Source organism: Streptomyces sp. NPDC014623 (assembly GCF_043088245.1).
Taxonomy (GTDB): domain Bacteria; phylum Actinomycetota; class Actinomycetes; order Streptomycetales; family Streptomycetaceae; genus Streptomyces.
This window is the reverse complement of the sequence record NZ_JBIBZU010000007.1, coordinates 42955-56921: the sequence shown is the minus strand read 5'-3', so window position 1 is coordinate 56921 and position 13967 is coordinate 42955. Positions and strand designations below refer to the sequence as shown.

Genomic DNA, 13967 nt, shown 5'->3' with positions numbered 1-13967 from the left:
CGGCCGTCGTCGGGTGCCGGCGGTGCTGGGGGGCCTGGAAGGGAACGGCTGGTCCGGGCGCTCGGCGAAGGCCCGGCAGGGGCCGGGGCGGTGAAAGGCCTGGTGGCCGGGGCCCACGGAACCGGGTAACGTCTTGGCCATGTTCTCCCAGACGCCGATGTGCGAGTGGGAGTGACGGGCCCCCGCTGAGGTCCTTCGACGTTGCCGGGCCCGTCCCCACCATGAATCCGTAGATCACTTCACATCATTCCGGGAGAACCCATGAGCAAGAACATCAACAACCCCGTGGGCATGGGCGGCGGTCAGCGCAAGAAGCTGTCCCGCGCCGAACGGCAGAACAACGGGCCGCACCGCAACCTCGACCGCCAGGGCGCGGCCGACCAGAAGGCGGAGCTGGTGCGCAAGATGCGCGAGAAGGCAGGCGCGGCCGAGAGCGCCGGGCAGACGGGCGACGACACCGCACAGAACTGACGCGCCGCCGCAGGGCGCCACCGCACGGGGGAACAGGGCCTGGGCCGCGATGCGCGGGTCCGGGCCCTGCCGGCGTATCGGGGATCTGCTGCCGTACCAGGCGCGGCCCGTCCCGCTCAGCTCCCGGCCGGCCACCCACGTCTCGGCCGGCCACCCGGGGCAGCCGTGGACGCGAGATCTGCGAGCCCTCGGCGTCATCTGCCTGAGAACACTGCGGCCGCCACCGTCGGGCCGGCACTCGTCGGCTGCTCGGCGACTCGCCCCCGCGGTGTGCGATCGGCACAGCGGCAAGCCCGTCCGGCGCGCGTCAGCTTGCAGTTGTCCGCCCGGCCGCACCGCAGCTCACGGGCGTCGGCCCGGGCTGCCCGGCCGCCCGTGGCGGAAACAGCCGACCGCTGCACCCGGTCGTCGTCCATGGCCGGGGCGGCGCCCCGGCCGCCCCGGTGAACCGCCGAAGCCGTCAGGACCCCCACTGTGCGGAGACGGCCTTCGGTTCGGCATTCCGGACGCCGCACGCTCTTCGGCGTCCACAGGGGACGAAGTGTGCGCGATCCGTTGACGCACGGTCCATTCGACCTTACGGTCCCATCCGCACAGTCGATCGTCATTCGGTATATCGAACGACTCAATGTCAGGTGCATGGCAACCTCCTCATCCTCCGTGGCAACTGTCCGAGTGCATCCCGGGCGAACGCCCGACCCGGCACCGCCTGTACACCCCGGGCCGGACGCCCGGATCCCGGCCGCCCGACCGTTCCCCGACCCACGACCGAAGGAAGCCGCTCCATGCGTCGAACCCTGAGAAGGACCCTCGCCGTCGTCCCCGCCGCACTGCTGCTGGCCCTCCTGCCGGGCAGCGCGTCCGCCTATCCCAACCCGGGCGTCGTCAACGGCGACATCGTCGTCCACGACCCCAGCATGGTCCGCAGCCCGTCCGGCCAGTACCTGCTCTACTCGACCGGTGAAGGTCTCCAGCTCCGCACCTCCACCGACCGCACCGCCTTCGGCCGCTCCGGGAACGCCTTCACCACCAAGCCGGGCTGGTGGAAGAACTACTCCTCGGCATCCGACCCCTGGGCCCCCGACATCTCGTACCGCAACGGCAAGTACCTGATGTACTACGCCGTCTCGTCCTTCGGATCGAACACGTCGGCCATCGGCCTGGCGGCCTCCACCACCGGCCAGGCCGGCAGCTGGAGCGACTACGGGATCGTCTACACGTCCAGCTCGTCGAGCGACTACAACGCCATCGACCCCAACCTGTTCGTGGACGACGACGGGAAGTGGTGGCTGTCCTTCGGCTCCTGGTGGACCGGGATCAAGATGATCCGGATCGACCCGTCGACCGGCAAGCAGCACGCCGGGGACACCACCCGCCGCTCGCTCGCCTCCCGGCCCACCGGGACCAAGGCGGTCGAGGCGCCCTCCATCGTGAAGCGCAACGGCTACTACTACCTCTTCGCCTCGTACGACACCTGCTGCGCCGGGACCAGCTCGACGTACAAGATCAAGGTGGGCAGGGCGACCAGTGTCACCGGGCCGTACAAGGACCGCAACGGCGTCAGCATGCTGAGCAACGGCGGCACGCCCGTCATGGAGTCGCACGGCCGCTACGTCGGCCCCGGCGGCCAGTCGATCCTGGCGGACTCCGACGGCGACCTGCTCGTCTACCACTACTACGACGGACAGGACAACGGAACTCCGAAGCTCGGTGTCAACCTCCTGAACTGGAGCAGCGGATGGCCCGTCGCCTACTGACCCTGCTGAGCGCCCTGCTGCTGGCGCTCGCCCTGGGGCAGCCGACGTCCGCGTCGGCAGCCGAGGGCCGCCCCTACACCAACCCGGTCAAGGCCCAGAAGGGCGCCGACCCCTGGATCTCGTACCACGACGGCCACTACTACCTGGTGTCCACGAGCTGGACCGACGTCATCACCATGCGGAAGTCACCGACGCTGGCCGGTCTCTCCACCGCGCCCGGCGTGCAGGTGTGGCAGGGCGACGCCGCCTCGCGCTGCTGCAACATCTGGGCGCCCGAACTGCACTACTCGGGCGGCCGCTGGTACCTGTACTACGTGGCCGGGCAGGGCATCACCGACTACAACCCCACGCAGCGGGTGCACGTGCTGCAGAGCGCGGGCCCGGATCCGACGGGCCCCTACACGTACAGGAACCAGCTGGGCGGCACCTGGATGCTGGACCCGAGCGTGCTCACGGTCAACGGGTCCATGTACCTGCTGGGCAGCGCGAGCGGCGGCGGTACGCAGAATCTCGTCATCGCGCCGATGTCGAACCCGTACACGCTCAGCGGGCCGTTCTCGACGATCTCGAGGCCCACCCACGACTGGGAGAAGTCCGGAGGCGCGGTCAACGAGGGGGCCGAGGTGCTCCAGCGGGGCGGGAAGACGTTCGTCGTCTACTCCGCCAGCGGCTGCTGGACGCCCGACTACAAGCTGGGCCAGCTCACGCTGACCGGGTCCGACCCGCTGTCCGCGTCCTCCTGGACGAAGAGATCGACCCCGGTCTTCCAGCGGAACAACGCCGCCGGGGTCTACGGGCCGGGGCACAACGGCTTCTTCACCTCGCCCGACGGCACGGAGAACTGGATCGTCTACCACGCCAACGACTCGGCGACCGACGGCTGCGACAACGGGCGTACGGCGCGCGCGCAGAGGTTCAGCTGGAACTCCGACGGCACCCCGAACCTCGGCACCCCTGTCGCCCTGGGCACGACACTGCCCGGACCGTCCGGCGAGACGGCGGCGACCCCGGCCGCGTACACCGTGGTCAGCCGGGCCACGGGGAAGTGTCTCGACGTCAGTGGTGCGTCGACCGCCGACGGCGCGAATGTCCAGCAGTGGAGGTGCGACGGCAGCACGAAGCAGCGATGGCGCGTCGAGGACCGGGGCGACGACACGAGCAGGCTGGTCAACGCCGCCACGGGCAAGGTGCTCGACACGGCGGACTGCTCCGCGGCCGACGGGGCGGACCTCCGTCAGTGGTCGTGGCTCGACAACACCTGCCAGCGCTTCCGCTTCGTCACCACCGAGGCCGGAGGCTGGGTGCGCATCGTCAGCCAGGCCACCGGGAAGGTCGCCGACGTGGCGGACTGCTCGGCGGCCGACGGCGCCGACGTACGGCAGTGGACGTGGCTGGACAACCACTGCCAGCAGTTCAAGCTCGTCCCGGTCACCTGACCGCCCCCTGGCCCGGTCCAGGTCCGCCGCGGCTCACGGGCCTCCGAGTCCGTGAGCCGCGGCGGCATGGCGTACCTGCCCGCCCTCGCACCGCACCGTTCCGCCACGGCAGCCCTGCTGGCCGGTGCGGCCCGAGAGCGTGGCGTGGACGTGATCGCCCTGCCGCGCGACGGCTTCCCCGTGCCGCCACCGCCCGGCGTCCGGACGCATTGCTACGGCGGTCCGCACTTCGCCGATTCGGCTGCCCGCAACCTCGGTGCCGCACTCCTCGAACGGCCGGCCGCTGGCTGGACTCGCTGCCGTACGCCTTCACCGGCCGTCGCATCCGGTGCGTGCCGCTCGACGAGGCCCACCGCGCACCGGGCCCGCTCTTCGTGAAGCCGCCCACCGGCAAGAGCTTCCCCGCCGCTGTGCACGCGGACGGTGACGCCCTTCGCGCCTCTGCGGGCCTCGGGGACGGGTCACTCGTCCAGATCAGCGAAGTGGTCGACTGAGCAAGGGAGTTCCGGCTCCATCTGCTGGACGGAGAGATACGCACCGGTTCGCAGTACGCCACCTTCGGCAGGCTCGACGCCGCGCCTCTGGCCGGCCATCCGGACGGGGCCGCGGTGCGCGACTTCGTCCGGCGGCTGACCGGGGCGTGCGGGGAGACCCTGCCCAGCGGGGTGGGGCTGGACGTCGGGCTGATGCGCGGGGAGCGCGACGCGGCGGAGGGGCGGTGGCCGAGGCGAACATGGCCCGGTTCAGCAACGTGTACGCCGCCGATCCGGCCCGTGCCCTGGACGTGGTGCTCCGCTCGGCGGGGCCCGGAGCATCGGTCGGGGCACGGGACGCACGGTTCCGGCGGCCATGACGCCAGGGGCCCGGCAACCTTTCGCGCGGCCGCGGCGACTACCGGCCGGGACCCCCTCTTCCCCGACGAACGGATCAGGTCATGGCAGCCGATCGAGATCGACGTACCCCGCCCCACCCGGGAGCGCGCAGAACGACGACGACGGCGGGGGCGGCCGCGCTCCTCGCCGCCGCCTCGGTCTGGACGTCCGGACCGCCGGCGTCCGGCGCCGAGGCGGCGACCACCCTCACCGTCGCCAAGGACGGCAGCGGGCAGTACACCACCGTCCAGGCCGCGGTCAACGCGGTCCCCGCGGGCAACACCGCACGGGTCGTCGTCTCCATCGAGCCGGGTACCTACCGCGAACTGGTGAAGATCCCCTCCACCAAGCAGAACGTCACCCTCCAGGGCAGCGGTTCCAGCCGCAAGGACACCGTCATCGTCTACGACAACGCCTCCGGCACGCGGAAGCCCGACGGCTCCGGCACCTACGGCACCAGCGGCAGCGCGACCGTCGCGGCAGAGGCCAACGGCTTCCAGGCCCGCAACCTCACCATCTCCAACGACTTCGACGAGGCCGCCCACCAGGACATGAGCGGACTCCAGGCCGTGGCGCTGCGCACCGCCGCGGACAAGGTCTTCCTCGACTCCGTGATCGTCACCGGCGACCAGGACACCCTGCTGCTCGACACCGCCTCCAAGACGACGCCCGGACGCGTCCACATGACCAACTCCTACGTCGTCGGCAACGTCGACTTCATCTTCGGACGTGCCACCGCGGTGATCGACAAGTCGGTCATCACGCTGAAGAAGCGGTGGGACGGCAGCTCCGCCGGCTACATCACCGCCCCCAGCACCGCAGCCGGCCGCAAGGGATTCCTGATCACCGGGTCGACCGTCAACGGGGATGTCTCGGCGTCGTCCTTCCACCTCGGCCGGCCCTGGCACGCGGGTGGTGACGCCTCGCTCGACCCCATGGCCACCTTCCGCAACACCACACTCAGCTCAGCGGTCAAGTCCGCACCCTGGACGGACATGAGCGGCTTCTCCTGGAAGGACGACCGCTTCGCGGAGTACAAGAACACCGGGCCCGGATCCGGCCCGGCGAGCAGCGACCGGCCGCAGCTCACCGACTCCCAGGCCGCGGGGCAGGAGACCGCCGACTGGCTGGCAGGCTGGACACCTTCGCCGTCCTGAGTCACGGTGTGCGGCAGCGAACCGTTGCGCCGGGTCGGTCGAAGCGCTTCGACTCCACTCTGGACACTGCCTGTGAGCGAGTCTAGGCTCCACGGTGTCTGTGCATGTCAGAGTGCGAAGGGGAGCACAGCAAGGCGCTGTCGAAGCGCTTCACCCGCTCTCCCCTGCGGTCGCCGCCTGTGAGGGAGAAGCCGAATGGTCACGCTTGCCGAGGTCGCCCAGCACGCCGGAGTCTCCGCGAGCACGGTGAGCTATGTCCTCAGCGGCAAGCGGTCGATCTCGGCCTCCACCCGGGAACGGGTGGAGCACAGTATCCAGCAGCTCGGCTACCACCCCAACGCCGGGGCCCGCGCGCTCGCCAGCAGCAGGTCCAACATCATCGCGCTGATGGTGCCGCTGCGCACGGACATGTACGTGCCGGTGATGATGGAGATCGCGATCGCCGTCGCCACGAACGCCCGGACACACGGTTACGACGTCCTGCTGCTCACCGGTGAGGAGGGCCCGGCGGCTGTCCGGCGGATCGCGGGGAGCTCCCTCGCGGACGCGATGATCCTGATGGACGTCGAACTGCACGACGAACGGCTGCCGCTGCTCCGGGACTCGGGCAGGGCCGCCGTCCTCATCGGCCTGCCCGCCGACACCTCCGGACTGACCTGTGTGGACCTCGACTTCGAGGCCACCGGGGCACTCTGCGTGGACCACCTCGCGGGTCTCGGACACCGTGAGGTGGCGGTGATCGGTGAAGCGGCCGCCGTCTACGAGCGGCACACGGGCTTCGCCGAACGCACCGTGGACGGCATCCGGGCCAAGGCGCAGGAAGCCGGGACGCGGATCCTGCACCGGCCCTGCGAGGGCGGGTACGCCGCCATGGCCGGCACCCTGGCCCGGATCTTCGACGAACGGCCGGGAACGACCGGGTTCATCGTCCAGAACGAGGCCGCCGTCGAGCCACTGCTGAACCTGCTCCAGCAGCAGGGGCGAGCCGTGCCGGAGGACGTGTCCGTCGTCGCCATCTGCCCCGAACAGGTGGCCACGCAGGCATCGGTCCGCCTCACCTCCGTGGCCATCCCGGCGCAGGAGATGGGGCGCCGGGCGGTCGAACAGGTGATGGCGGAGCTCGCAGGCCGGGGCACGGACGAAGTGGACCTGCTGGAACCCGTCCTGACGGTGCGTGCGAGCACGGGGCCGGCTCCGGTCTGAGTGGTGCGCGGTGTGCTCACTCGTTCGGATGAAGTGAGGCCCCCCGCGTGTCATGAGTGGCCAACAGGCCCTGGAGTCCGCCTGGTTGCTGAAGATCCGGCGTGGTAACTTCGCGATCTGTCATGAAGGTGGTGCCGGCTCAACGGGGGAGGTCGGTGGTGGTGGACGGGCCGGAGGAGCCGGACGGGGCCAGAGCGAAACTGATCGGGGCGCTGGTCGACTTCCTGTGCGTCCAGGACTTTGTGACCGACCGCGATCAATGCGCCCAGTTCGTGTCCTTCACCGCGGAGCAGCTGGGTGCGGAGATCGTGTTCCAGCGCAAGAACCCACGGGCCGACATGCTGTCCTTCCTCCGGGACCTGCTGAAGCACGAGAAGGGCCTCGGAGCGCTGCACTTCACCGTGGGCGTCATCGCGGGATCCGGCTGCGCGCGCCGGCTGATGCAGATCGCCGACGCCGTCCGGTCCGACGAGACGGTCGCCGGCGCCTCCCCCGAGTTCACCGACAGCGCGGTGCGGGACATCCACCGGCTGCTCGCCGATGTACGGCGCGTCGACGACGGCCGTCTGCACGCCCTCCTGAACCACGAGCTGGGCGTGGACGTGCCGTACGGCCAGAGCCCCGCCCAGCGCTTCGACCACCTGTGCCGGGTCAACACCCAGGCCGACGGTCTGCCCCCCGCGCTCGTACTGGTCGAGGTCACGGCGTTCCTGGAACGGCCGGCGCTCCGCGAAGGGCTCAGGGCGTGGTCGGACGCATGGGCCAGGGAGGCGGGCGAGGAGGCGCTGCGGGCCCTGGGGGAACGCAGGCGTGCGATCGAGGCGCTGCCGACCGCCGATCCGGACGTGGCGCGTTGCCTCGTCGTGATGGTGGAGCCCGCGGACGACGGTTCGGCGGATATCCACGTACGTCACTGGGTCAATGCCGCGCCAGGTTATTGGGAGCCGGTGGCCGGGGACGTGTGCTCCACGACCCTCGACCGGCTGGCGGGTGAGGTCGAGCGCGCCGTCGGGCGTGGACGGGAGCGTTGGGCGGACCTGCCGGCGATGACGGACGAGCCGCCGGTCCAGGTCGAGTTCGTACTGCCGTTCACGCTGCTCAACCACGACGTGGCCCGGTTGGAAATGGGTACGTGGAGTGGTGAACCGCTGCCGATCAGTCTTGAGTACCACGTCCACCTGAGATCTCTCGAACGTATGAGAGCGGCACAGAAGGGCGGATACCTTCCTCTGTGGCGGGAACGCTGGACACGACTCAGGAACGCCGGCGTGGCCGAGTCCTACCGCTGGCACGGCGAGGACGGTGAGGGGCTCGGCCTCTGGCGTGCCAACCTGATAGCGAACCCGGATCTGACCGCGGTCATACTCGACGTCCCCGCACTGCCCGGTCTCGGTCTGGAAGCACTCGTCACCGCGATCGCTCAGGGGGTGGGCCTCGCAGCCTGGGACCGGAGGACCGACAGCCCCGACCTGTCGGGTGAGGTGCTGACGCTGTTGCTCGCCCACCCGCCGGCACAGATCCCTTCGTGGGTGAGCACCTTGCGCAAGAAGGCCGAAGGGATGAACCGTGACCATTGGTCCCTCGGAAAGCATTTAGCACTGTTGTGGGACGATCCCAACCGCTTGATCGACTGCGAGGAGTTGACAGCATGACCGAGCAGGCCTCGGCAGCGCAGTCCGTCACGCCCCCCTCCTGGAGGGTGTTCCACGCCACGGGGAAGGCCCCCGCCGGGGACCCTCCGGACCTGCCGCAGCCGCCACCCTGGCGGACGTTCTCCGGGAGTCCGCTGCAACCGGATCCCCCCGATGATGCGCAGTCGGCGCTGCGCCGCCTCGGAACGGTCCAGGAAGGACCGCAGTTACGCGAGGAGGAGATCGACGCGGTCAACGCCGCGCTCCTGCTGCGCCGCCCTTTGCTGATCACCGGGCCGCCCGGAGTCGGCAAGTCGACCCTGGCGTATCTGATCGCCCGGGAACTGGGGCTCGGCAGGGTGCTGCCGTGGAGCGTCGTCAGCCGCACCACCTTGCGCGGCGGACTGTACGAGTACGACGCCATCGGGCGGGCTCAGGCCATCGCCGCCTGGCGTGCCGGGAGCACCCCGGAGGCGGAGAGCGGCTCGGGGAGCGCCCCCGACCTGGGGGACTTCGTGACCCTGGGCCCACTGGGAACGGCCCTGCTCGCCTACGGGCGCCCCCGGGTGCTGCTGGTCGACGAGCTGGACAAGAGCGATATCGACCTTCCCAACGACCTGCTCCACGTCCTGGAGAACGGCAGCTACGAGATCCCGGAACTGGTGCGAGCCGGTGAGGCCGAGGTGTCCGTCTTCACGGACGATCCCCAGGGCCGCGCCGTCGTCGAGGCGGGCCGGGTCGAGTGCGCGGAGTTCCCCGTCGTCGTGATCACGAGCAACGGGGAACGCGAATTCCCGGCGGCCTTCCGGCGCCGGTGTCTGCCTCTGGAGATGCGTCCGCCCAGCCGCGAGCACCTCGTCTCCATCGTCGTCAGCCATCTGGGCCGGCGCCCCGAAGAGGTCGAGCGCCTCGTGGACGACTTCGTCAGACGACTGGACGGCGGGGGCACCCAGTCCGTCGATCAGTTGCTGAACGCCGTGCAGCTCACCACCGCTCATGGATACCGCGGCGACAGCGACGGGCGTAAGCTCATCGAGATGCTCCTCCGCGACCTCTCGAAGGGGCGCTGATGAACGGCTCGCCACGGGAACGTGCCCCCGACGCGGCGCTCATGCCGAGTGCCGGCGGCGACCACGAAACGGACGGCGGGACGAGCTGGCGGGATCTCGCCGACGGCGTCTGGCTCGCGGCGGCCTGGCACCGGGCGGGCCGCGGGGCGGACAGCGGGACGGATCCGGACGCGGCGCCCTCACCCGACGCCGGCGCGGAGCTTCTCACCGACGTCGAGGTCCCCCCTCCCGCCCCGGGGGCACCGGAGACCGTGCCCGCCGGGAGCAGCGGCGCAGACCTCCGCGGACTCCAGGTGCACAGCGTCCAGGAGAACGCGCGCGGGCGACCCGAAGCGGTCCTTCCGCAGGAGAAGCGGCCCGGGCGACGGATGGTCCCCCTGCGTCTGGCCAAAGCCCTGGGCGGACTCGGCAGGCTGGTTCCCTCACGCCACGACAGCCGGCTCGACGAGGCACGCACCGCCGAGAACGGTGTGATCGACGGGCTGTGGATCCCCTACCTCGAGCCGGTCCAGGAACGTGCCTTCGACCTGATGCTGCTCATCGACACGGCACCCACCATGCCCGTGTGGGAAGACGCCTTACGCCAGCTGTCCGACGAGGCCGTGCGCAGCGGGGCCTTCCGGGACGTCCGTACGGTGGACATCTCGCTGCCCGGCGGGAAGGCACCCGTCCTGCGCTGGCCGGGCAACCGGCGCGCCGACCCCGCGGAGCTGATGGACGGCCGAGGGGCGCGGCTGTTCCTCGTCGTGACCGACGGACTGGCGCGCGGGTGGGCCGAGAGCGGCGCGGACGAACTGCTGGCACGGCTCTCCGCGGCCGGACCGACGGCACTCGTCCACCTGCTGCCCACCTATCTGCGCCACCGGTCCTCGGTCCACCCCTTCCGGGCCCGGCTCGACGCAGCCGGATTCGGGGCGCTCAACCGCCACTTCCTCTGCCGCCCGCCGCACGGAGTGCCTGAACACGCGCACCTCCTGCCCGATACGGGTGACGGGTCCGTGCCCGTGCCGGTTCTCAGCCTGCACCCCGGCTCGTTCCGCGCCTGGGCCGATCTGGTCACCGGCGAACGCGGCGTACGAAGGACACTGCCCGTGGTTCTGGCCGGGGCGATGGCCAAGGGGGTCGCCGCGGTGGGGGTGCGGGCGCCGAGGACCGGCGGCCCTCGCGCGGCAGCGGACACCGTGCGTAGATTCGTCTCCCTGGCCAGCCCGCTCGCACGGCATCTCGCCGTCATGCTGGCGGTGGCGCCCCTGCGTTTCGATGTCATCGAGGAGCTGCGCGCCCGCGCGTTTCCCGAGTCGCGCCCCGAGCACCTGGCCGAGGTGATGATGGGCGGCCTCATCGACTGGGAGCGGGACGGCGAGGGCGGTCCCGACTTCGCCGACGGCATCCGCGAAGCCCTGCTGGCCACCGGTAACCGCACCCAACTCGCCCGGGCGGTGGGCCTGCTGGCCGAGTCACGCGCCGGCCGGGCGCAGGGCATACGGCTGCGGGCCGCGCTGCGCGACCCGGCGCAGGCGGACCTTCCGGACCGCAGCGCGGGACCGGCGTGGCCACGCATCGAACTGGCCGTCCTGCGGGCACTGGGAGGGCTTCCCTATCGCCGCAGGGCGGCACACCTGAACAAGGTGCTGTCAGGCGGCGAGGGAGAGCTGACGGAGGGGGCAAGTGATGATAAAGAGGCATCTGATGTGAATGAGAACGGCCCCGCTTCCCCGTCGCATCCGACGGTTCCACCAGGAGGATCTGTGTCGCCCACGACACCACCCGTAGACACCGAGCAGGATCGGGCCGACGAGCGCACGCACGCCCCAGCACCGGAGCTACGGTTCGTCCGCACCGGCCAGCCGAAGATCATGGGCAACGTGCCGCCGAAGAACCCGAACTTCACCGGGCGGGAGAGCCTTCTGGAGGCTGTGGAGAGGCAGTTGCGGGAGGACGAGACCACAGCCGTCCTCCCGCACGCGCTGCACGGCATGGGCGGTGTCGGGAAGTCGCAGATCGCCGTGGAGTACGTGTACCGCCACAGCGGCGAGTTCAACGTCATCTGGTGGATCCCCGCGGAGCAGGAGAACCTGATCCTGGGCGCTCTCGCCGACCTGGCCCGCAGTCTCGGCCTGGAGGTGGGACCGCAGGCCAACGCCGCGGTGCCCGCCGTGCGTGAGGCGCTCCGTACGGGCAAACCGTTCGACAACTGGCTGCTGGTCTTCGACAACGCCGAGGACATCGAGGCCGTCCGGTCCTACTTCCCCAACGGCGGGCCCGGGAAGATCATCGTCACCTCCCGCAACCGCGAGTGGGAGCGCGTCGCCACGCCCCTCAGCGTCGACGTCTTCGACCGGGAGGAGAGCATCGCGCTCCTGCAGCGCCGTGCCCGTGGCCTCAGTTCCGGTGACGCGGACCGGCTCGCCGCGGCCCTCGGAGACCTTCCGCTCGCGGTGGAGCAGGCCGGCGCCTGGCACGCCGCCACCGGGATGCCGGTCGACGAGTACCTCGGCCTGCTGGAGGAGCGCCGGCCGGAGATCCTCGAGCTCGACCCTTCTCCCGACTACCCCCTGCCGGTCGCGGCGGTCTGGGACATCTCCCTCGGGCGTCTCTCGCAGGACAACCCGGCGGCACGTCAGCTCCTGGAGATCTGCGCCTGCATGGCGCCGGAGCCCATCCCGCTGAACCTCTTCAGGGGCGGACGCAACGTCGAGGTCACACCCGAACTCGACCCGGTCCTGCGCGACCCGCTGCTGCTCGCCCGTGCCACCCGGGACCTCAGCAAGCTGTCGCTGGTGAGGCTGGACCACAAGACCGCCACCCTGCAGATGCACCGGCTCATGCAGAACGTGATCGTGGCCAGGATGGATCCCGAGGAGCGGGCCAGGATGACGCGGGCGGCCCACCTGCTGCTCACGACGGCCAAGCCCGGCGCACCCGCCTCGCCGGACCAGTGGCCCGCCTACCAGGCGATCCTCCCGCACGTGATCGCGTCCGGTGCGGTGGAGAGCTCCGACGCCTGGGTCCGGGACCTCGTCTACGACATGGTCTTCTTCCTCTACTACTGGGGCGCGCACGAATCGGGTGCCGCCCAGGCCCGGCTGGCCTGGGCGGCATGGCGCGCCCAGTCCGGTGACGAGGACCTGCACGTCATCAGGATCACCAAGCTCCTCGGCTTCTATCTGCGGCTGCTCGGGCGCGCCGACGAGGCGGTCGTGCACAACGAGCGGGCTCTGACGATCTCGCGTGGCGCGCAGATCCCCGACGAGGAACTCATCGACTCCATGTGGCAGATGGCGGGGGCGCTGCGGCACCGGGGTGAGTTCGTGCAGGCGCGCGAGCTGGCCGAGGAGGCGTTCACCCGGGCGAGCGACCTGTTCGGACCGGAGGACCCCACGACGCTGAGCGCGGCGCACGACTACGGTGTGACACTGCGGCTGAACGGCAGTTTCGCAGCCGCGCGGGAGCTCGACGAGGAGACCGCCCGGCAGCGAGAACTCCTTTACGGGCCGGTGAACGGACTCACGCTCAACACGTTGAACGGCCTGGCCATCGACATGCGAGAGGCGGGCGACTACCTGGGGGCCCGGGCACTGCAGGAGTCCAACTACCTCCCCTACGTCGCCCATTTCGGCGAGACCAACGCGGCGACCATCCGCGCGGCCCTGAATCTCGCGGTGTGCCGGCGCAGAGCCGGTGTGGTCGAAGGAGGTGCGGCCCTCGCCGAGCAGATCCTCGAACGCTTCACCACCCGCTACGGACTGAACAACACCGACGCGCTCGGCGCCGCGGTCCACACCACGGTCGAGCGCCGGCTGAACGGGGACCTCGTCGGCTCCCGGGAACTGGGCGAGCAGACGCTGGCCGCGTATCGCAAGGTGCTCGGTGACCACCACCCGTACACCCACTTCGCCAGGGTGAACCTTGCCGCGACGCTGAGGGCGCAGGGCGACACGGACCGGGCGGAGACGCTGGACGCCCGGGCGCTGGACGGCCTGGAGGCCGGCCTCGGGACGAAGCACGTCAATACGCTGACCGCTGCGATGTGCCGGGCCAACGACCATTACGCGCGGCTCGACTTCGCGCTCGCCATGGCCGCCGACGCGGACCTGCTCCCCAAGCTCACACGGACGGCGGGGCTCGAGCACCCCCTGACTCTCGCGTGCACGGCGAACCTGGCGCTCGACCGGCGTGGGCTCGGTGAGTCGGAGGAAGCCGACCGGCTCAACCGCGTCGCCGTGGAAGGGCTTTCCCGCGTGCTCGGGGCCGGCCACCCCTGGCACACGGCCGCCAGGCTCCACCAGCGGATCGAATGCGACATCACACCCCTGCCGATGTGACGCCGGGGGACGACCGGGTGGCCGTGGACCCGGGCCCGTCGCCCA

At 70.7% G+C, this 13967-nt stretch carries 8 protein-coding genes and 1 pseudogene; all 9 read left to right on the top strand.

What is annotated here, in order from left to right; all coding sequences use genetic code 11:
- Window positions 1-261 precede the first annotated feature (261 nt).
- On the top strand, window positions 262-471 hold the full coding sequence (locus ACF1FZ_RS13860) for a DUF6243 family protein (RefSeq protein WP_391773592.1): 210 nt from the start codon (window positions 262-264) through the stop codon (window positions 469-471).
- A 785-nt stretch (window positions 472-1256) separates the two neighbouring features.
- Window positions 1257-2228: an arabinan endo-1,5-alpha-L-arabinosidase gene (locus tag ACF1FZ_RS13855; protein WP_391773591.1), complete on the top strand. Its 972-nt coding sequence runs from the start codon at window positions 1257-1259 to the stop codon at window positions 2226-2228.
- Window positions 2210-3664 (top strand): family 43 glycosylhydrolase, encoded by a 1455-nt coding sequence (locus tag ACF1FZ_RS13850; protein ID WP_391773590.1) that lies wholly within the window; start codon window positions 2210-2212, stop codon window positions 3662-3664. The genes ACF1FZ_RS13855 and ACF1FZ_RS13850 overlap by 19 nt, the downstream gene beginning before the upstream one ends.
- A pseudogene (locus ACF1FZ_RS13845) lies at window positions 3610-4302 on the top strand (ATP-grasp domain-containing protein); the annotation flags it as partial. The gene ACF1FZ_RS13850 and the pseudogene ACF1FZ_RS13845, both read left to right, overlap by 55 nt.
- Window positions 4303-4598: 296 nt before the next feature.
- Entirely contained in the window at window positions 4599-5693 is a 1095-nt protein-coding gene (locus ACF1FZ_RS13840) for a pectinesterase family protein (protein ID WP_391773589.1), read from the top strand.
- A gap of 195 nt (window positions 5694-5888) precedes the next feature.
- Window positions 5889-6896 (top strand): LacI family DNA-binding transcriptional regulator, encoded by a 1008-nt coding sequence (locus ACF1FZ_RS13835; protein ID WP_391773588.1) that lies wholly within the window; start codon window positions 5889-5891, stop codon window positions 6894-6896.
- 158 nt (window positions 6897-7054) lie between these two features.
- Window positions 7055-8548: a hypothetical protein gene (locus ACF1FZ_RS13830; protein WP_391773587.1), complete on the top strand. Its 1494-nt coding sequence runs from the start codon at window positions 7055-7057 to the stop codon at window positions 8546-8548.
- Window positions 8545-9597: an AAA family ATPase gene (locus ACF1FZ_RS13825; protein WP_391773586.1), complete on the top strand. Its 1053-nt coding sequence runs from the start codon at window positions 8545-8547 to the stop codon at window positions 9595-9597. Before ACF1FZ_RS13830 ends, ACF1FZ_RS13825 begins: the two co-directional genes overlap by 4 nt.
- Window positions 9597-13922: an FxSxx-COOH system tetratricopeptide repeat protein gene (fxsT, locus tag ACF1FZ_RS13820; RefSeq protein ID WP_391773585.1), complete on the top strand. Its 4326-nt coding sequence runs from the start codon at window positions 9597-9599 to the stop codon at window positions 13920-13922. The genes ACF1FZ_RS13825 and fxsT overlap by 1 nt, the downstream gene beginning before the upstream one ends.
- Window positions 13923-13967 lie beyond the last annotated feature (45 nt).

Bases quoted from the DNA above. Each gene is read 5' to 3' on its own strand.
- ACF1FZ_RS13860 (WP_391773592.1), top strand. From the start codon at position 262: ATGAGCAAGAACATCAACAACCCCGTGGGCATGGGCGGCGGTCAGCGC.
- ACF1FZ_RS13855 (WP_391773591.1), top strand. From the start codon at position 1,257: ATGCGTCGAACCCTGAGAAGGACCCTCGCCGTCGTCCCCGCCGCACTG.
- ACF1FZ_RS13850 (WP_391773590.1), top strand. From the start codon at position 2,210: ATGGCCCGTCGCCTACTGACCCTGCTGAGCGCCCTGCTGCTGGCGCTC.
- ACF1FZ_RS13840 (WP_391773589.1), top strand. From the start codon at position 4,599: ATGGCAGCCGATCGAGATCGACGTACCCCGCCCCACCCGGGAGCGCGC.
- ACF1FZ_RS13835 (WP_391773588.1), top strand. From the start codon at position 5,889: ATGGTCACGCTTGCCGAGGTCGCCCAGCACGCCGGAGTCTCCGCGAGC.
- ACF1FZ_RS13825 (WP_391773586.1), top strand. From the start codon at position 8,545: ATGACCGAGCAGGCCTCGGCAGCGCAGTCCGTCACGCCCCCCTCCTGG.
- fxsT (WP_391773585.1), top strand. From the start codon at position 9,597: ATGAACGGCTCGCCACGGGAACGTGCCCCCGACGCGGCGCTCATGCCG.